Source organism: Mesorhizobium sp. WSM4808, from assembly GCF_055811675.1.
Map to the genome: position 1 here is coordinate 424,274 of NZ_JBVVQX010000005.1, position 19,580 is coordinate 443,853.

The following is a 19,580-nucleotide window of genomic DNA, read 5'->3' on the forward strand; positions in this document are numbered from 1 at the left end:
GGGTCCGCGTGAAATGTGGCTTAGGCAACGGGCTGCGGACGGGCAGCTTAAAGCAAAATTAACCGTGTTTCTTGAATGCCGGTTAACCCAAACGTGGTTACTGGGTGATCAACGAAATCACTCAAAATAGATCACTCGAAATACGAAGGAGAGGCGGCATGGGCCGTATTGCAGCACTTACCAGAAACCCGGTCATGATCGCGCTGGTGGCGATGCTCGCCATCGCAGGTTGCGCCTCGAAGAAGACGCCGAACAACGCGGCCGATCTTGGCCTTAACGGCGCCGGCGCCGCAACACCCGGATCGGCGCAGGACTTCACCGTCAACATTGGCGACCGCATCTTCTTCGATACGGACTCGACCTCGATCCGTGCCGACGCGCAGACGACGCTCTCGCGCCAGGCGCAGTGGCTGAACCAGTACAAGCAGTATGCCATCGTCGTCGAAGGCCATGCCGACGAACGCGGAACGCGCGAATACAATTTGGCGCTCGGCGCCCGCCGCGCCGCCGCCACCCGCGACTTCCTCGTTGCCAAGGGCGTTTCGGCCAGCCGTCTCAAGACCATTTCCTACGGCAAGGAACGTCCGGTCGCGGTGTGCGACGACATCTCCTGCTGGTCGCAGAACCGCCGCGCGGTCACCACGCTTAGCGGCGCTGGCTCCTGAAGCATCACGCAGCCGACCGGCGCGTCAAAGAACACGCGGCCGTCTAGCGTTAAAAATGCAACATACCTGTGCGAAAGGCGGCCTTGGGGCCGCCTTTTTCATATCCGGACGATGCTCGAAACAAAATTTGGCCGAAGTCTCGGCTCCTGCTATGAGCCGAGGGCGCTTGGCTGGTCCCATTCTGGTTGGAAGGCGCGAACAAGCTAACGAAATCACTGCGAGAGGCACATGCATTTGAGATCGGTTCTGAGCGGCACGCTTGCGCTGCTGCTCCTATCAGGCGTCACCGCCCTGGCCAGCGGCACCGGGGCGAGCGGCACGGGGCAATCAACCGACAGCGGCTTTACCTTCCATCTTCCCAGTATCGAATTGCCCAGCCTTTTCGGTCAAAAGAAGAAACCGGACCAGGTTCAGCTGGTGCAATCCGATCCTGCCGCTGTCACCAGCCTGGAAGAGCAGCTGCGGCAGATGAACGGCAAGATCGAGGAACTCAATTTCCAGGTCCTGCAGATGCAGGAGCAGATCCGCAAGCAGCAGGAAGACAATGAATTCCGCTTCCAGCAGCTGGAAGGCGGCGGCACGCAAGGCGGGCAGCCGCCGGCGCAGAAGAAATCGGACGCCACCACCGGCACCGACAACGATGTGGCGGCGGCCCCGGCAATACGGGCGCCGGCCGATGCCGGCGCCGCGCCCGCCAACGATCAATCGGCAGGCGGCAAGACGGTCGAGGACGTCATCGTCGAATCTCCCGACGGCGACCCCGGCAAGGTTATTCCCGGTACGGGAGCGCCGGAAAAGAATTTCGGCACCATCACCGTCGACAAGAATGGCAATGTCATCGATGCCGGCGGCAACACACAATCGACCGCGCCGGCGCAGGACACCGCGCCAGTCGCCGGGGCGCCGCCCAAGGCCGGCAAATCCGATACGGTGGTCGCGGCGTTGCCCGCCACCAACAACCCGGAAGAGCTTTACCGCAACTCCTACCAGTTCATCCTTTCGGGTGACTACGGCACCGCCGAGCAAGGTTTTCGCGACCACATCGCCCGCTTCCCCAAGGATGCGAAGGCGGCGGACGCGCATTACTGGCTGGGTGAGTCATTGCTCGGCCAGCAGAAATACCGCGATGCGGCCGAGACGTTCCTTGCCGCCAGCAAGGACTACCCCAAGGCCAAGAAAGCTCCCGACATGTTGCTGAAGCTCGGCGTGTCGCTGGTCGGCCTCAAGCAGCATGACGTTGCCTGTGCCACCTTCAGCGAGGTCGGCAAGCGCTACCCTGATATTTCCAGTGCGCTCAAGGAACGCGTCAAGCAGGAGAAGGCTCTGGCTGCCTGCTGATCCTTGTCCTACATGTCGTTGTCCTGAAACCGGGATCACTTTTGGGCGACATGCATTATGCTCGACACCGAGCCGGACCTTTCGACTAACCCTCTTTCGCATATCGATTTTACCAGCGGCGCTGTTGCGGCCGTGTCCGGCGGCAGCGACTCGACCGCCCTGCTCCTTCTTCTCAAGCACCATCTCGACTGCACGGCGCCGGCAACCAAGCTGCTGGCGGTAACGATCGACCACGGTTTGCGGTCCGGTTCGGCTGCGGAAGCGCAAACAGTGGCGAAGCTGTGCGCCAGATTCGGAATTTCACACCGCATCCTGACATGGTCGGGCCCCAAGCCATCGACCGGCCTGCCCGCGGCTGCTCGCGAGGTGCGCTACCGGCTGCTGGCCGAGGCGGCACAAGCTGAAGGCATCGGCCTGATCCTCACCGGCCATACCGCCGATGACCAGGCAGAGACGGTGCTGATGCGGCAAGCGCGCGAAGAAGGATTGGCGCGGGACGGGGGCCAAGGCCATGCCGAAATGGCAGGCCGGGGACTTGCCGGCATGGCGCCGGCCACCTTGTATGACTGGCGCGAGTGGATCGTTCGGCCGCTTCTCGGGTTGCGGCGCGAGGCGCTGCGCGACGTCCTGCGGCGTGAGAATGTCGGCTGGGCCGACGACCCCACCAATATCGACGCGGCCTTCGAGCGGCCGCGTGTGCGGGCAGCCCTTGCCGACAGCAACGGTGCGCAGCGCATCGACGATGCACTGGCGCTGGCCGCGCATGAGGGCCGCGCGCGCAGTCAACTCGGCCTCGCCGCCGCAAGTTTGATCGGCGATTTCGCGACCCGGCTGTCCTGCGGGCTCATTCGTCTTGATCCGCTCTTGCTGAACACAGGCGACGAGCGAGCGGCCGTCTATGCGTTGCGTATCCTGCTGGCCATGACCGGCGGAATTGCCTTCCTGCCGGATCAGGCCCGCAGCGAGGCTCTGTTCGGTCGGCTGAGGGCTGGATTTCTTTGCGCCACATTGTCGCGGACGGTTGTCGATTCCCGGCGCTCCGGCATCTTCCTGCGCCGCGAGGCGCGCGGCCTGCCCGCCGCCGCAACCCTTACTGGCAGCACCCTGTGGGATGGCCGCCGGCGCATCACATTGAACGACAGCAGCAGCGCATTGTTGATTGCCCCGCTAGGCACGGCAGCGGCGAAGCGGCTGGCGACGGGCCAAGGAAAAGCCCCGCCGAGCCTGATGCGCGCCGCGCTCGCGGCCGAACCGGCGTTGTGGCACGCCGGGGAATGCCTTGGTTTGCCTGGATATGAACTGAAGTCTGCGATGGTGGAAGTGCGGCCGGTCGTTAGTCCCTTTGCCCGCTTCCTGCCGTCCTTCGACCTGGCGCCGGCGCAGGCCGTCGCCGGGCTGATTGGCGCGGCCCCGGTCCCGCCCTTGCCCTTCAGCGGCCATAGTGCCGGCTGATGGTTGCGCGAAAGCTTAACCCAGACGTGCTGTTATGCTTGGCAAGGGGAGGTGCTCTCCCTATGTTAGGCGCAAGTTTCCTCTCATGACGCGTGTCCGCCCCGCGGACGCCAACGGGACAATTGATGAATCCGAACTATCGCAACCTCGCGCTCTGGGCGATCATAGCGGTCCTGCTCATAGCCCTGTTCAATCTGTTCCAGACGCCGCAGACGCGAGGGGCTTCCAGCGATGTGCCTTATTCGCAGTTCCTGCAGGATGTCGCGGCGGGCCGGGTCAAGACGGTGACCATCGCGGGCGCCCGCATCAGCGGCACCTACACCGACAATGCCAGCGGCTTCCAGACCTATTCGCCCGGCGATCCTTCGCTGGTCTCGCGGCTGCAGGACAAGAACGTCACCATCAATGCGCGGCCTGAAACAGACGGTTCCAATTCGCTGTTCGGCTATTTGATCTCTTGGCTGCCGATGATCCTCATCCTCGGCGTCTGGATCTTCTTCATGCGCCAGATGCAGTCCGGCTCCGGCCGCGCGATGGGCTTTGGCAAGTCGAAGGCCAAGTTGCTCACCGAAGCGCATGGCCGCGTCACCTTCCAGGACGTTGCCGGCGTCGACGAAGCCAAGGAAGATCTGGAAGAGATCGTCGAGTTCCTGCGCGATCCGCAGAAATTCCAGCGGCTCGGCGGCAAGATTCCGCGCGGCGTGCTGCTTGTCGGCCCTCCGGGAACCGGCAAGACGCTGCTCGCCCGCTCGGTTGCCGGCGAAGCCAATGTGCCGTTCTTCACCATTTCCGGTTCGGACTTCGTCGAGATGTTCGTTGGCGTTGGTGCAAGCCGAGTCCGCGACATGTTCGACCAGGCCAAGAAGAACGCACCCTGCATCATCTTCATCGATGAAATCGACGCGGTCGGCCGTCATCGCGGCGCCGGCCTCGGCGGCGGCAACGACGAACGCGAGCAGACGCTGAACCAGCTGCTGGTCGAGATGGACGGCTTCGAATCCAACGAAAGCATCATCCTGATCGCCGCCACCAACCGGCCCGACGTGCTTGACCCCGCCCTGCTCAGGCCAGGCCGCTTCGACCGCCAGGTCGTGGTGCCGAACCCTGACATCGTCGGCCGCGAGAAGATCCTCAAGGTGCATGTGCGCAACGTGCCGCTGGCGCCCAATGTCGACCTCAAGGTGATCGCGCGCGGTACGCCGGGCTTTTCCGGCGCCGATCTGATGAACCTCGTCAACGAATCCGCGCTGATGGCGGCACGGCGCAACAAGCGCCTCGTCACCATGGCCGAATTCGAGGACGCCAAGGACAAAATCATGATGGGCGCCGAGCGCCGCTCGTCGGCCATGACCCAGGCCGAGAAGGAGCTGACCGCCTACCATGAGGCCGGCCACGCCATTCTCGCGCTCAACGTGCCATCGGCCGATCCGCTGCACAAGGCCACGATCATTCCACGCGGTCGCGCGCTCGGCATGGTCATGCAGTTGCCCGAAGGCGACCGCTATTCGATGAGCTACAAATACATGATCTCGCGTCTCGCCATCATGATGGGCGGCCGCGTCGCCGAGGAGTTCAAGTTCGGCAAGGAGAACATCACCTCCGGCGCCTCTTCGGATATCGAGCAGGCGACCAAGCTGGCCCGCGCCATGGTCACGCGCTGGGGCTTTTCCGACAAGCTCGGCCATGTCGCCTATGGCGACAACCAGGAAGAAGTGTTCCTCGGCCATTCGGTGGCGCGCACGCAGAACGTCTCGGAAGAAACGGCGCAGATCATCGACGCCGAAGTGCGCCGCCTGATCGACGAGGCCTATTCGTCGGCGAAGTCCATCCTGACCAAGAAGAAGAAGGAATGGATCGCGCTGGCACAGGGCCTGCTGGAATATGAGACGCTGTCCGGCGAGGAGATCAAGCAGTTGATCGCCGGCCACAAGCCCGCGCGCGACCTTGGCGACGACACGCCGCCCAGCCGTGGCTCGGCCGTGCCGAAGTCCGGCGGCCGGCGAAAGAAGGGTCCTGAGCCCGAAGGCGGCATGGAACCGCAGCCATCGAGCTGAGCTTGACCACTGATTTCATCGAACGCCGCGGCTTGCTCCGCGGCGTTTTTTGTTTTTGGCGTTGGGGAGGAGTTGTCCGCGACCTCGCATCTGCGACGGTGACGATTGGCGAAAGCCAAGGTGATAGCTAATCTCCCCGCAAGGGGGAGATTGGCAACGTCGCCGCTGGCGTGCCCTCGAAGGCAACAAAAAGGCCCGCGAACCCTGCGGTTCGCAGACCTTCTCTTCTTCAGATGTCTTGTCGCTCAGCTCTTCAGCTTGGCATTGCACAGGCTGTAATAACCGCCGCCCTTCTGGATCCAGCGAAGGCCGTTCAACGTGCCCGCGTCCTTGTTGCCATGGTAGCCCTGCAGACAGGTCTTCATGCGCGCCTTCGCGGGCTTTTCGGTCTTGAACTCGGCGGCCAGCGTGGTCGGGAATGTCACGCCCGCGGGCGCTACAGTGGGGGCGACCGCCGCGCTGGTTTCCTTTTTCGTCTGCGGCTCGGTTTTGACCGTATCCTCGCTGACACTGTCCGCTGCTGATGTCGCGCACTTCTCCTTGCGAAAAGCCGTCCAGTCCATGCCGTTCAGAGTGCCGCCTTCCTTGGCTGTTCGATAGGTCTCGCCGCATTCCTTCATCGTCAGTGCGCTTGCGGGGGCGACGCTCCAAGCGACAAATGCGGTCGCAGCCAATACCGCCAATCTCAAACCGTGCATAAGACCCTCCTGGTTGATAATAAGTTTGACGTCTTTTTGTATATGGTTTGTTCTTGATATGTTCAACCAGAATCTTTACGGGCTACCGATGAGCTTGGCGGTGGGCAGTGTAGGCGAATTGATGATGCCGACAGCCCGGCGACATGCAGATGCGAGCAAGGCAGTGTGCGTCTTCGCGCAACAAAAAAGGCCCGCGCATCTTGCGATGCGCGGGCCTTTGTTTGGAGACTATGGCTAAGCGATCAGCCCTTCAGCTTGGCATTGCACAGGCTGTAGAAGCCGCCGCCCTTCTGGATCCACTTCAGGCCGCCGAGCGCGTTGGCGTCCTTGAGGACATAGTACTGGTCGAGGCAGGTGTGCATGCGGCCCTTTCCGGGGGTCTCGCTGGCATATTTCGCCGAGATCGCGGACGGGAACTTGACGCCCTTGGGCGCAGCCGTCGTCGGCTTCGCCGGCTCCTTGGTGTAGCTGGCCTCGTCGGCGGCCGGCACCGTGTCGTCATCCGATGCGCCGGCGCCGCATTCGGTCTTGCGGAAGTCGTTCCACTTCATGCCCTTCAGCGTGTTGGCCGTCTTGGCGGCCTGATACTTGGTGCTGCATTCGGCCATGCTCAGACCCTTGCCGTCGGCGGGGGCCGCGGCAGCCTTGGTGGTTGCCGGCTTGGCGGCGGCAGCGGCGGATGCACCGGCGGCGCATTCGGACTTGCGGAAGTCGTTCCACTTCATGCCGTTCAGCGTGCCGGCAGCCTTCGCCGCCTGGTATTTGGTGCTGCATTCCTTCGCCGTCAGGCCCTTGGCCGTGCTGTCGTCCGCAGCGGCGGCAGCCTTGGCCGCCTTGGCCGGCTTCGTCTCGGCAGCCTTCTTGGTATCGGCCGGCTTGGCGTCGGTCGTCGCGGCGGCGTCGGTGCCGCACTGAGCCTTGCGGAACTGGTTCCAGGTCGCGCCGGCGAGTGTCCCCGCATCCTTGGCGGCGTTGTATTTCGTGCTGCACTCGGCCATCGTCAGTGCGTTGGCTGGCGCGGCCAGGAACAAGGTCGCGACGGCGAGGCCGGTCAAAGTGGCAAGTCGGTGGATGAGCATAGCGTTTCTCCGTTGCAGCAGCCCATGATACGTCCCTGCAGATCAATATCGCTCAACGGGCGGTTGCGCCAGATGCTAAGTGGCGTATATATCGCCGAAAACCGGTTTCTCCCGATAAGGTGATGAAATCGTTGTCCGTTGTCTGGTTCAGAGCAAGATTTTCCTCGTGCATCCGCGCTGAAAGGCTCGCATGACTTGTATATTGCAACATGGCAGTCTGGGCATGTCAGGTTGCGGCCACATGTGTGCAGTGCACAACAATGGTTTTCTAAGGATTGGTAACGTACAATCACACAATGTGATCATAGCGCCCTGGCCAATTGTGGCATGACGTGCCGGGGAAGAAACGTCGAGGAAGCTGACTAGCATGGCAGGGAATTATTTCGGCACGGACGGCATTCGCGGACGCGCCAACAAGTTTCCGATGACGGCTGAAATCGCTATGCGGGTCGGCATGGCCGCCGGCCTTTCCTTCCAGCGCGGCAGCCATCGACATCGTGTCGTGCTCGGCAAGGACACCAGGCTTTCCGGCTATATGATCGAGAATGCCATGGTCGCCGGTCTTTGTGCCGCCGGCATGGACGTGTTCCTGCTCGGCCCGATCCCGACGCCGGCTGTCGCCATGCTGGTGCGTTCGCTGCGCGCCGATATCGGCGTCATGATCTCGGCCTCGCACAACCCCTATTACGACAACGGCATCAAGCTGTTCGGACCCGACGGCTACAAGCTCTCCGACGAAATCGAGGAGCGCATCGAGAGCATGCTCGACAAGGATATCGAACTGGCGCTCGCCGATTCCGACGGGCTTGGCCGCGCCAAGCGCGTCGACGGGGTGCATGACCGCTACATCGAATTCGCCAAGCGCACCTTGCCGCGCTCGATGTCGCTCGCCGGCTTGAGGATCGTTGTCGATTGCGCCAATGGCGCGGCCTACAAGGTGGCGCCCGAGGCGCTGTGGGAACTGGGCGCCGAAGTCGTCGCCATCAATGTCGAGCCCAACGGCTTCAACATCAACAAGGAATGCGGCTCGACCCATCCGGCCGGCCTGCAAAAGAAGGTGCACGAAGTGCGCGCCGACATCGGCATCGCGCTCGACGGCGACGCCGATCGTGTCGTTATCGTCGATGAAAACGGCGCGATCGTCGATGGTGACCAGATCATGGCGCTGATCGCCGAATCCTGGCACCAGAGCGGGCGGCTTGCCGGCGGTGGTGTCGTCTCAACCGTGATGTCCAATCTGGGCCTCGAACGCTTCCTCGGCGACATGAAGCTGCAATTGCACCGCACCAAGGTCGGCGACCGTTATGTCGTCGAGCATATGCGTGCGCATGGCTTGAATGTCGGCGGCGAACAGTCGGGTCATATCGTGCTGTCCGACTTTTCGACGACCGGCGACGGCCTGGTCTCGGCGCTGCAGGTGCTCGCCTGCATCAAGCGGCAGGGGCGGCCGGTCAGCGAACTGTCGAAGAAATTCGAACCCGTGCCGCAACTCCTGAAGAACGTCCACATTTCCGGCGGCAAGCCGCTTGAGGAGGCGCCGGTCAAGGCCGCCATCGAAGACGCCCGCAACCGCCTCGGCAAGACCGGACGGCTGGTTATCCGGCCATCAGGGACAGAGCCGCTGATCCGCGTGATGGCCGAAGGCGACGACCCGCAACTGGTCGAGTCCGTGGTCAATGGCATAGTGGACATCATCTCGGAAACGCGCAGCGCCGCTTGATCCCAGCGCGTCCAGCAGGACGTGGATCTGACAACCAGGAGCGCCGCGCTCCCTTAACCGGTCCAAGGCCCGCCCCTCGGCGGGCTTTTTCTTGTCAGCCGCCACTTTGTTCGGTGTCCGTAAATCTCGCGCCTATCCCTAGAAGTTTCGAGATTCGTGGTTAAGCAACAGGGTTAAACGCCTTTTAACCTTTGCAATTCATTATCCACGACTGAAAGCCAATCGCATTTCGGGCGGGTTCGCCGTTCCGAGCTTCTCAGGGGTGACAAGCATGTTCAAGACAGCAAGAAAGGCCCTGCTCGCCTTCCTGTTCGCAGGGTTGGCAGGGCCGTTGTTCGCGGCCGATCTGCCGGAGCCAATGGTTGAAGAGGCTCCGCCTCAGGCCATCTACGAGCAGCCGGTCGAGGTCGGCGGCTGGTATATCCGCGGCGATATCGATTATCACAAGTCGACCGTGCGCGGCATCGACTATATGACCTACACCGTCGATCCCTGTAACTGTACGGTCACGCCCGGCACCAGAAGTTTCGATTTCGGCAAGCTCAAGGGAGGTTTCTCGCTCGGTGCCGGCGTTGGTTACAAGATCAACGACCACTTCCGGACCGACCTGACGGCCGACTATTGGTTCAAGTCGAACTTCAACGGCGGCACCTCGGACATCAACGGTACTTCGACCGAAGTATCGAAGATGAGCGCCCTGCTGCTGCTTGCCAACGCCTATGTCGATCTCGGCACCTACCATGGCATCACGCCTTACGTTGGCGCCGGCATCGGCGGCGCCCGCGTCAAGTGGGATGATGTCTACGACCCGAACACCACCGAGTTCAATCCCGGCAGATCAAGCTGGCGTTTCGCCTACGGTCTGATGGCCGGCGCTTCGTACTGCCTGACCGACAAGATCATTCTCGATGCCGGCTACCGCTTCTCCCATATTCAGGGCGGCCGCATGTTCGACTGGAACATCACCAGCTCCGGTCCCGGCTTCGATCGTGGCATCAACACGCACGAAGTGCGCGGTGGCCTGCGCTACCAGTTCGGTGGCAGCAACGGTTGCGCCGCGCCGATCGTGGCCTACCAGCCCGAACCCGAGCCGATCTACACCAAGTAACAGCATCGACATTACTTGCATTCTTCACAAACCGCCCGGCCTCAGCCGGGCGGTTTTTCGTTGGGCCGCCTGGAATCGACAGGGGAAATGAATTCGCTAACGCTCTGTTAGCCTTAACCGGCACTTAACCACTATGGTTAACAATGCTCCTTGAAACGATGGCTGCCGCTGCGATTGCGGGCTGCGCCAAATTCGGGAGTCGGGGACCATGAAACTTACATCGCGTATGGCGCTGGCGCTCGGTGCACTGGCCTTCCTGCCGCTGACGCCGGTGCATGCGGCCGACTACGATCCGCCGATCTATGTCGACCAGGCACCCGACTACGTGCCTGTCGAGGTCGGCTCCGGCTGGTATCTGCGCGGCGATATCGGCTACGCCTTCAGCCATCCTTTCGAACACGAGGAGACCTCGAGCGGGCCTCTGAACAGCTTCACATCCGACAGCAGCCTTTTTACCGGCAGCATCGGCATGGGCTACCACGTCAATGACTATCTTCGGGTGGAGTTGAACGGTGGTATTCTGCCTACCAACAAATTTAGCGATCATCAAAATCTGGCCACGACCTGCGGCGGCTCGACGCTCGTAGACGACGGTTTTGGGACCATCAATTCCGTAGCGGCAACGCAAGCGTGCGATCTCATTAACAACGGCACCAACAAAGGCTACAGCCTCATGGCCAACGGCTATGTAGATCTTGGCACCTATGTCGGAATCACCCCTTATCTTGGTGGCGGTATCGGCGTTGCGTATAACAAGTACTATAGGAGCATCGGCGCACGCGACTGCAAGGAATCGCCAGTCAATTCCGCTGGTACAGGCGGATTTTTCTGCGATGATCCTGCCGGGTATGAAGGTCAAACCGATACGGAGGCCAAATTCAATCTCGCATATTCGATCGGTGCGGGACTTTCCTATCAGGTCTCGAAAAACCTTTCCGTCGATCTGGGCTACGAATATTTCTCCGTCCCGAGTGCAAAATATGTCGCCTATGACGATGGCGCCTTCAACATCCACAAGGGCATAGACTATCAGACGGTCAAGCTCGGGCTGCGCTACGATCTTTGGTAGTAGGTACGGCATGCACGAAAACGCAGACGGCGGATCTTTCGGAGTCCGCCGTTTGCGTTTGAAGTCACGACATCCTGATCGGGGATCGCCGGTATCCCGGCAGCGACAAAAACTTTCCTCTTGACGCCCGAAGTCTGAACGCATATCGCCGTCCGTGGGCCACCCCTCCCCAACGAGGGGCCACTATCTGGAAGGATAGACCACGATGACGACGCATACGAAGCCCGGACTCCGTCCGGCAAACCCCAATTTTTCCTCAGGTCCCTGTGCAAAACGTCCCGGCTGGTCGGTCGAGGCGCTGAACAATGCCGCGCTCGGCCGTTCCCACCGCGCCAAGATCGGCAAGACCAAGCTCGAACAGGCGATCGAGCTGACGCGGGAAATTCTCCAGGTCCCGGCGGGTTACCGCATCGGCATCGTGCCGGCGTCGGACACCGGCGCGGTGGAGATGGCGCTGTGGTCGCTGCTCGGCGAGCGCGGCGTCGACATGGTCGCCTGGGAGAGCTTTGGCTCCGGCTGGGTCACCGACGTGGTCAAGCAGTTGAAGCTCGCCGACGTGCGCAAGATCGAAGCCGGCTACGGCGAACTGCCTGATCTCACCAAGATCGATTTCGACCGCGATGTGGTCTTCACCTGGAACGGCACCACGTCGGGCGTGCGCGTGCCGAACGGCGATTTCATTCCCGCGGACCGCAAGGGCCTGACCGTCTGCGATGCGACTTCCGCCGCATTCGCGCAGAGGCTCGACTTCGAAAAGCTCGATGTCGTCACGTTCTCCTGGCAGAAGGTGCTGGGCGGCGAGGGCGCTCACGGCATGCTGATCCTGTCGCCTCGCGCCGTCGAGCGGCTGGAGACCTACAAGCCTTCATGGCCGCTGCCGAAAATCTTCCGCCTGACCTCGGGCGGCAAGCTGATCGAAGGCATCTTCAAGGGCGAGACCATCAACACCCCCTCGATGCTGTGCGTCGAGGATTACCTCGATGCGCTCAACTGGGCGAAGTCGACCGGCGGCCTCGACGCGCTGATCGCCAGGGCGGATGCCAATGCGGCCGTCCTCGATCGCTTTGTCGGCAAATCCTCCTGGCTCGGTCATCTCGCCGTCCAGCCGGCGACACGGTCGAACACGTCCGTCTGCCTGTCCTTCACCGACCCGGACGTGTCCGCGCTCGACGCCGAGGGGCAGGCGGCTTTCGCCAAGGGGCTGGTGTCGGTGCTCGACAAGGAAGGCGTCGCCTACGATATCGGTGCCTATCGCGACGCACCGCCCGGCCTGCGCATCTGGTGCGGCGCGACGGTCGAGACGTCGGATCTCGAGGCGCTGCTGCCCTGGCTCGACTGGGCCTTCGCCGCGCAGAAGGCGTCGCTCAAAGCGGCGGCCTGAGATCATTCGCGGCGGCCTTCGGGCCGCCCATTCCCATCAGGATCAAATCCATTTCAAGGAGGCCGCCATGGCGCCCCGCGTTCTCGTCTCAGACAAACTCTCCCCCACCGCCGTGCAGATATTCAAGGATCGTGGCGTCGAGGTCGACTATCTGCCCGATCTCGGCAAGGACAAGGAAAAGCTCGCCGAAGTGATCGGCCAGTATGATGGCCTCGCCATCCGCTCGGCGACCAAGGTCACCGAAAAACTGATCAACGCCGCTACCAATCTCAAAGTCATCGGCCGTGCCGGCATCGGCGTCGACAATGTCGATATCCCGGCGGCAAGCCGCAAGGGCATCATCGTGATGAACACGCCGTTCGGCAATTCGATCACGACAGCCGAACATGCGGTGGCGATGATCTTCGCGCTTGCCCGCCAGATACCGGAAGCCAACGCTTCGACCCATGCCGGCAAATGGGAAAAGAACCGATTCATGGGCGTCGAGATCACTGGCAAGACGCTGGGCGTCATCGGCTGCGGCAACATCGGTTCGATCGTCGCGACGCGCGGCGTTGGCCTCAAGATGCACGTCATCGCGTTCGACCCGTTCCTGTCGGACAGCCGTGCCGAGGAGCTTGGCGTCGACAAGGTCGAGCTCGACGAACTGTTCGCCCGCGCCGATTTCATCACCCTGCACACGCCGCTGACCGACAAGACGCGCAACATCATCGATGCCGCGGCGATCGCCAAGATGAAGAAGGGCGTGCGCATCATTAACTGCGCTCGTGGCGGGCTGGTCGTCGAGGCCGACCTGATCGCGGCGCTGAAGAGCGGCAAGGTGGCCGGCGCCGGCGTCGACGTCTTCGAGGTCGAACCGGCCGAGAACAACGAACTGTTCGGCATGGAGAATGTGGTGGCGACGCCGCATCTCGGCGCCTCGACGACGGAGGCCCAGGAGAATGTCGCGCTCCAGGTTGCCGAGCAGATGGCCGACTATCTGATCAAGGGCGCCGTCTCCAACGCCATCAACATGCCGTCGATCACCGCCGAGGAGGCGCCGCGGCTGAAGCCTTTCGTCAAGCTTGCCGAAGTGCTCGGCGCCTTCGTCGGCCAGGTCACCGAGGATCCGATCAAGGAGGTCGAGATCCTGTTCGACGGCTCCACCGCGACGATGAATACGCGCGCGCTGATCAGCGCCGCACTCGCCGGGCTGATCCGGCCTCAGGTCTCGGACGTCAACATGGTGTCGGCGCCGATCATGGTGAAGGAGCGCGGCATCATCGTCGCCGAGGTCAAGCGCGACAAATCGGGCGTGTTCGACGGCTATATCAAGCTGACCGTGAAGACCGAGCATATGACGCGCTCGATCGCCGGCACATGCTTCTCGGATGGCAAGCCACGCTTTATCCAGATCAAGGGCATCAACCTCGATGCCGAGGTCGGCCAGCACATGCTCTACACCACCAATGCCGACGCGCCGGGCATCATTGGCCTGCTCGGCACCGTCTGCGGCGAGAACGGCGTCAACATCGCCAACTTCCAGCTCGGCCGCAACCGGCCGGGCGGCGATGCCATAGCGCTGCTCTATCTCGACGCCCCGTTCCCGGAGGCCGTGCTGGAAAAGGTCAAGGCGCATAAGTCGATCGACTCGGCCAAGCGGCTGCAGTTCGACATCAACGCGATGTGATCGAGGACAGGCGGTCGCCGACCCCCTCGTTGATGCCGGCCGGCGCGGCGGCCGGTTCAGGTCAACTCGTCGGATCCATCGGAGACAGCCACGCGATGTCGGTAGACCAGTTCCCAACCCTTCCAGCCCGTAAACAGCAGGATGAGAACCACGATCAGCGATAGGACGAAGCCGGTTGGCATCACGGCCGCCGCTCCGCCGGCGTACCGCGAGTACCAGTTGTAAAGCTCGATCAACACAACGAGTACATTGCCGCCGGCATGGAGCCATGCCGTCGTGAGATTGCGGATCTGAACATCGCCGAGAACATCCGTCAGGCCGGCAAGCGCAGCCAAGGCTGCCATGATCAGGCCTGCGCCGAGAAGCCAAAGCGACCCGGTGACCCATCCGGGATCGGCTGTTCGCCAGAAGATAAGATCGCAAACGAAGGTGCCGACAAAAAAGGCAATCGGAAACGGAATCAGCATGGGATGGATAGGGTGACCGGCAATGCTTGCCGTGCTGCGAGGGTTGGGGCTCATCATGTCGCCTCCATGCCGTTCAAATCAAACTCCGCTGGAGGTGAAATGTTCCAAGTAGGGACGCGGCAGAGTTTATGCCGCTGCTTCCAGGCCATTGGCTAAATCCATGCTGTTCGCGTGAATCGCTGCACCGGGGAGAGCGTCAGCCGCCACATGTCAGCCGCGGTGGTCCGCCAACGCCATCTTGCGCCCGCTGTATTCGGCAAGCCCGATGCCGCCCAGCACGAGCACCAAAGCCAGTGCCTGATAGAGGTGGAACGTCTCGCCGACGATCAGCACTGACAGCAGCGTGCCGAAGATCGGCACCAGATTGATGAACAGGCCGGCGCGGTTGGCGCCGATCAGTTCGTTGCCTCTGATGTAGAAGATCTGCGAAACGACGGAGGCGCCGATCGCCGTATAGACGATGACGGTCCAGCCGCGCGCATCGGGCATGATGACCTTGCCGGCGACGACCTCCCACAGGAAGAACGGCAGCGAAGTGACGAGTGCCGCAACCGACAGGGCCAGCATCAGGCTCTGCCAGTGCATGACCGGCTTCAGCCGCAGCCCGACCGAATAGCCGCTGTAGAGAAACACGGCGACCAGCATGATGGCATCGCCGAAATTGAGTTCCAGCGTCAACAGCCGGCGCGGGTCGCCATGGCAGGCGGTGAGGATCACGCCGGCGATGGTCAGCACGACGCCGACAATCTGCGCCCAGTTCACGCGCAGGCGGAAGAAGACGAAATTGGCAGTCATGATCAGGATCGGCATCGCCGCCTGTTCGATCGAGACATTGATCGCTGTCGTGTAGTTGAGCGCCGTGTAGAAGATGGTGTTGAACAGGGTGAAGCCGCTGGCGCCAAGGGCGACCAGCACGAACCAGTGCTTGCGGACGACCGGCCAGTCCTTCTGGATGGTCTTCCAGCCGATGGGCAGCATGATCGCCACGGCCAGCACCCAGCGCAGGAAGACCAGCGTCATCGGCGAAACGTGATCGACCGCCAGCTTGCCGGCCACCGAATTTCCGCCCCAGAGCAAGGTGGTGAGCAGCAGGAATATGTAGGCGCTTCGATGCATCGCGGGATTCCAGTCGCCGGAGCTGCGGTGTTTGCCGGCCTATTGCGGTCGCTCGCCCAAGTAAATGATGTCAAAGCCGAAAATTGTTGTGCCTCAGGGCATTTTCGACGGCAAAGAAAGGTCGCGCTCGCGAGGTCTTGACGTTATAGAGGCCTGTCGTTTCGAACCATATTCAAGCCGCTTGGCGGCGTCTCAAGGGAAAAGAAACATGGCCAATGTGGTGGTCGTCGGCTCGCAGTGGGGTGACGAAGGCAAGGGCAAGATCGTCGACTGGCTGTCGGAGCGGGCCGATGTCGTGGTGCGTTTCCAGGGCGGCCACAATGCCGGCCATACGCTGGTCGTCGACGGCAAGGTTTACAAGCTGTCGTTGCTTCCGTCGGGCGTCGTGCGCCAGGGCAAGCTGTCCATCATCGGCAATGGCGTCGTGTTCGACCCGCATGCTTTCGTCGCCGAGGTGGCCAAGCTCAAGGCGCAAGGTGTCGAAGTCGCACCGGATCGCCTGAAAATAGCCGAAAACACAGCGCTTATCCTGTCCCTGCATCGGGAGCTGGACGGATTCCGTGAGGACGCCGCATCCAATTCCGGGACGAAGATTGGCACGACCCGTCGTGGCATCGGCCCCGCCTACGAGGACAAGGTGGGCCGGCGCGCGGTCAGGGTGATGGACTTGGCGGATTTGGAAACACTGCCCGTGAAGGTTGACAGGCTGCTGACGCACCACAATGCGCTGCGTCGGGGGCTTGGCCATGCGGAAGTCACGCATGACGCGATCATGCAGGAATTGACCTCGGTCGCCGACGACATCCTGCCCTATATGGACCGGGTCTGGAAGATTCTCGACGACAAGCGCCGGGCTGGCGAGCGTATCCTGTTCGAGGGCGCGCAGGGCACGCTGCTTGACATAGACCACGGCACCTATCCGTTCGTAACCTCGTCGAACACGGTTGCCGGACAGGCTGCCGCCGGCTCCGGCGTCGGCCCAGGCGCCATCGGCTATGTGCTCGGCATCACCAAAGCCTATACGACACGCGTCGGCGAGGGTCCGTTCCCGACCGAGCAGAAGAACGAAGTCGGCGAATTCCTCGGCACGCGCGGCCATGAATTCGGCGTCGTCACCGGCCGCAAGCGCCGCTGCGGCTGGTTCGACGCGGTGTTGGTACGCCAGGCCGTCGCTGTCAACGGCATCAAGGGAATCGCGCTGACCAAGCTCGACGTGCTTGACGGGCTGGACGAGATCAAGGTCTGCACAGGTTACCGTCTCGACGGCGAAATGATCGATTATCTGCCGGCCAGCCAGGGCGCGCAGGCACGTGTCGAACCGGTCTACGAGACGCTCGAGGGCTGGAAAGGCACCACAGCCGGCGCGCGCAGCTGGAACGATCTGCCGGCCCAGGCCGTCAAGTATGTCCGCTACATCGAGGAGCTCATCGGTGCCCCGGTAGCACTCCTTTCCACCAGCCCGGAACGCGACGACACGATACTTGTGACCGATCCGTTTCAAGACTAGTTTCTGAAGCCTTTCCGGGCATCGCGGCCGATTTGCGGGGGCCGGCGCGGAAACAAAATACAGGTCGACTGAAGCATGGCAGATTACGTTGCTATTCTGAAAAAGGCGCTCGGCAAGCATGGCGACGAGACGCCGGAAAAGCGTACGCGCATCTATGCCAGCGTTCGCACCATGCTGGCGAAGAAGCTTGAGGAATATTCGCCGCCGCCGGCCGCCGAAGCCATAGCCACGCAGATGCGTTCGCTGGAAGACGCGATCGCGAGTGTCGAGCGGGACTATGCCAAGAGCCTGCCGGAGACCGATCCGCTGGCGGAGCTGGAACACATCTTTTCGTCGATCGATCGCAACAAGAATCAGCCGAGCCATACACGGCAGCCGGCCAAGGCCGAATCGGCCTGGCCCGCACCGCCCGCTGCAAAGCCTGAATCTTATCAGCCCGCGCCACCACCTGCCGCCAAGGTCGAGCCGAGCTGGCAAAGGGCGACGCCGGCGCCTTCCCAGCCGGCTCGCGCCGACACGCCTCTTCCAGGTATGGATGCCGACGAGGCGGAGGACGAGGCAGATGTCTTTTCCAGCGACGAAGAGCCGGTGTCGGACACCTTCCAGCGCCTGCGTCCCGCCGAGCGCAAGCGCAGCTATGGTGGGCTGATCGCGGCCGTCGTCGCTCTTCTGGTCGTAGCCGGCGGCGGCTACGGAATCTGGCTGAACAAGGATGCCTTCGGCAAAATGCTTGGGCTTGGCGGCAATCAGGTCGCCAAGACCGAGCCGGTGAAACCAGCGCCTGCCAAGCCGGCAACCGATGCCGCGGCAACGCCTCCGGCGCCCGCGGCTGGCGGCACGGAGGCCGAAAGCACGAAATTCACGCAGCGGCTGACGCCGCAGGGCAGTGAAGTCGACCCGGGTCCGGCCGGTGGCCAAAGCGGCATCGGCGAAGGCGAATCGGTCGCCGCGCTGACCACGCCGCCCTCGGCGACGAACGCACCGGCGATTTCCGCTCCGGCCGCAGGCACACCTGCCGCGGCAGCGCCCCCCGCTACAGGTGCCGCCCCCGCAACGCCGCCTGCCAACGGAGCTGCCCCGGCAGCGCCGCCCGATGCTGCCGGCACGCCGCCCGCACCGGCAGCTGCGCCTGCGGAAACCGCTCTGCCTGTCGGCCAGAAGGCGATCTTCTACGAGGAGCGCACCAGCACCGCCCAGGGCTCCGCCGAGCCCGGCAATATCGTCTGGTCGCTGGTGCAGGAATCGCCCGGTGGCGACCTGCCGCCGGAGCCGGCGATCCGTGCCGAGGCCACCATTCCCGGCAAGGACATCCAGTTGCGCATGACCATCCGCCGCAACACCGATCAGACACTGCCGGCCAGCCATATCATCGAGATGATCTTCCTGACGCCCGACGGTTTCGAGGGCGGCGGTGTCGACAACATCCTGCGCGTCGCCATGAAGGGTTCGGAACAGGATGCCGGCAGCCCGTTGATCGGCATTCCGGCGAAGATCGCCGACGGCTTCTTCCTCGTCGCGCTCAACGACACCAAGGCCGACGAAGACGCCAACATGACCCTGCTTCGCGGCCAGGACTGGATCGACGTACCGGTCGTCTACAAGACCGGACGGCGGGCACTGCTGACCATGGAAAAGGGCATTCCCGGCGAGAAGGTGTTCGACGAGGCGATCAAGGCCTGGCAGGCCAAGACGGCTGGCTGAGAAGGAGCAGTTCAGAAGCCTTGGAACAGCATGTCGAGCGCGGAGACAATCTCGTCATGGTGCCTGGAAAGGCTTCCCTCTGGATCCGGCAATTCCGAGGCAGAGAAGGCTGACATAAACTGGGTGACCATCACATGATCTTTGCCATTTATGGCGAAGGTCGGGTTTAATCGGCGACCAGGAACCGGGGCTATCTTGGGCGGCATCAGCGGAATGATGATCCTGGTGCTTAGTCCTTCAAGAAGGTCTGATTGCACGTCGAGAAGATAACCGCCGCCCGCGGCATTCCTATAGAAATCATAACGCGCCATCAGAACGGCCGGTGTTTGGCCAGTGGCAGTCCGTTGCGTCTGACATACTCATTGGAGCTGTCGATAGCTTCCTTATTTTCTTCCTGCCATCGGCGCGTTTTTTCTGCCGAGATTGCTTTTGCAATGCCCTCTTCGGCGGCGCGTGAGATATTGATGCCCAAAGCTTTCGCATCGCTGATCAACCGAGAGTCGATGGACGTATTCACAGATTGTCGCTGAGGTTTTGACGTCGATTGAAGCATAAA

At 62.2% G+C, this 19,580-nt stretch carries 17 protein-coding genes; 11 read left to right on the forward strand and 6 right to left on the reverse strand.

What is annotated here, in order from left to right:
• Positions 1-158 precede the first annotated feature (158 nt).
• The 4 genes from pal to ftsH all read left to right on the forward strand — a co-directional run bounded on the left by pal (position 159) and on the right by ftsH (position 5,509).
• On the forward strand, positions 159-665 hold the full coding sequence (gene pal, locus AC0L2U_RS12095) for a peptidoglycan-associated lipoprotein Pal (RefSeq protein WP_013529149.1): 507 nt from the start codon (positions 159-161) through the stop codon (positions 663-665).
• Positions 666-893: 228 nt separating this feature from the next.
• Positions 894-2,003, forward strand: a complete 1,110-nt coding sequence (gene ybgF / locus AC0L2U_RS12100) for a tol-pal system protein YbgF (protein WP_127396527.1) — start codon at positions 894-896, stop codon at positions 2,001-2,003.
• Between the two features lie 57 nt (positions 2,004-2,060).
• Entirely contained in the window at positions 2,061-3,455 is a 1,395-nt protein-coding gene (gene tilS, locus AC0L2U_RS12105) for a tRNA lysidine(34) synthetase TilS (RefSeq protein WP_127396528.1), read from the forward strand.
• Positions 3,456-3,580: 125 nt separating this feature from the next.
• Positions 3,581-5,509, forward strand: a complete 1,929-nt coding sequence (gene ftsH, locus AC0L2U_RS12110) for an ATP-dependent zinc metalloprotease FtsH (protein ID WP_023811859.1) — start codon at positions 3,581-3,583, stop codon at positions 5,507-5,509.
• A 245-nt stretch (positions 5,510-5,754) separates the two neighbouring features.
• Here ftsH and AC0L2U_RS12115 read toward each other — a convergent pair whose 3' ends face one another.
• Both AC0L2U_RS12115 and AC0L2U_RS12120 read right to left on the reverse strand, forming a co-directional pair.
• On the reverse strand, positions 5,755-6,207 hold the full coding sequence (locus AC0L2U_RS12115; RefSeq protein ID WP_127397625.1) for a hypothetical protein: 453 nt from the start codon (positions 6,205-6,207) through the stop codon (positions 5,755-5,757).
• A gap of 242 nt (positions 6,208-6,449) precedes the next feature.
• Complete coding sequence (locus AC0L2U_RS12120) at positions 6,450-7,286, reverse strand: hypothetical protein (protein WP_127809023.1); 837 nt, start codon at positions 7,284-7,286, stop codon at positions 6,450-6,452.
• 367 nt (positions 7,287-7,653) lie between these two features.
• On the opposite strand from AC0L2U_RS12120, the gene glmM reads away from it, so the two are divergent.
• The 5 genes from glmM (at position 7,654) to serA (ending at position 14,233) form a co-directional block, all read left to right on the forward strand.
• Complete coding sequence (gene glmM, locus AC0L2U_RS12125; RefSeq protein WP_127267139.1) at positions 7,654-9,006, forward strand: phosphoglucosamine mutase; 1,353 nt, start codon at positions 7,654-7,656, stop codon at positions 9,004-9,006.
• 271 nt (positions 9,007-9,277) lie between these two features.
• Positions 9,278-10,114: an outer membrane protein gene (locus tag AC0L2U_RS12130; RefSeq protein ID WP_473601962.1), complete on the forward strand. Its 837-nt coding sequence runs from the start codon at positions 9,278-9,280 to the stop codon at positions 10,112-10,114.
• Between the two features lie 208 nt (positions 10,115-10,322).
• Positions 10,323-11,183, forward strand: coding sequence for an outer membrane protein (locus tag AC0L2U_RS12135; RefSeq protein WP_128289269.1), 861 nt, complete (start codon positions 10,323-10,325; stop codon positions 11,181-11,183).
• A 205-nt stretch (positions 11,184-11,388) separates the two neighbouring features.
• Positions 11,389-12,564 (forward strand): phosphoserine transaminase, encoded by a 1,176-nt coding sequence (locus tag AC0L2U_RS12140; protein ID WP_127397218.1) that lies wholly within the window; start codon positions 11,389-11,391, stop codon positions 12,562-12,564.
• A gap of 67 nt (positions 12,565-12,631) precedes the next feature.
• On the forward strand, positions 12,632-14,233 hold the full coding sequence (gene serA, locus AC0L2U_RS12145) for a phosphoglycerate dehydrogenase (protein WP_127267135.1): 1,602 nt from the start codon (positions 12,632-12,634) through the stop codon (positions 14,231-14,233).
• Between the two features lie 56 nt (positions 14,234-14,289).
• On the opposite strand, the gene AC0L2U_RS12150 is transcribed toward serA, so the two are convergent.
• Together AC0L2U_RS12150 and AC0L2U_RS12155 are read right to left on the reverse strand one after the other, a co-directional pair.
• A complete protein-coding gene (locus tag AC0L2U_RS12150; RefSeq protein ID WP_292565562.1) occupies positions 14,290-14,754 on the reverse strand; it encodes a DUF2231 domain-containing protein in 465 nt (154 codons plus the stop codon).
• A gap of 156 nt (positions 14,755-14,910) precedes the next feature.
• Positions 14,911-15,816: a DMT family transporter gene (locus AC0L2U_RS12155; protein ID WP_023811869.1), complete on the reverse strand. Its 906-nt coding sequence runs from the start codon at positions 15,814-15,816 to the stop codon at positions 14,911-14,913.
• Between the two features lie 208 nt (positions 15,817-16,024).
• Here AC0L2U_RS12155 and AC0L2U_RS12160 point away from each other — a divergent pair, with 208 nt between their 5' ends.
• A complete protein-coding gene (locus AC0L2U_RS12160; RefSeq protein WP_127267133.1) occupies positions 16,025-17,323 on the forward strand; it encodes an adenylosuccinate synthase in 1,299 nt (432 codons plus the stop codon).
• A 75-nt stretch (positions 17,324-17,398) separates the two neighbouring features.
• The gene (locus tag AC0L2U_RS12165; RefSeq protein WP_127270144.1) at positions 17,399-19,024 is read left to right on the forward strand and encodes a hypothetical protein; all 1,626 of its coding nucleotides are present in this window, start codon (positions 17,399-17,401) and stop codon (positions 19,022-19,024) included.
• A gap of 11 nt (positions 19,025-19,035) precedes the next feature.
• Here the strand turns inward: AC0L2U_RS12165 and AC0L2U_RS12170 are convergent, their stop codons facing one another.
• Both AC0L2U_RS12170 and AC0L2U_RS12175 read right to left on the reverse strand, forming a co-directional pair.
• On the reverse strand, positions 19,036-19,335 hold the full coding sequence (locus AC0L2U_RS12170; RefSeq protein WP_127327637.1) for a CcdB family protein: 300 nt from the start codon (positions 19,333-19,335) through the stop codon (positions 19,036-19,038).
• On the reverse strand, positions 19,335-19,577 hold the full coding sequence (locus tag AC0L2U_RS12175; RefSeq protein WP_127270148.1) for a type II toxin-antitoxin system CcdA family antitoxin: 243 nt from the start codon (positions 19,575-19,577) through the stop codon (positions 19,335-19,337). Before AC0L2U_RS12175 ends, AC0L2U_RS12170 begins: the two co-directional genes overlap by 1 nt.
• Positions 19,578-19,580 lie beyond the last annotated feature (3 nt).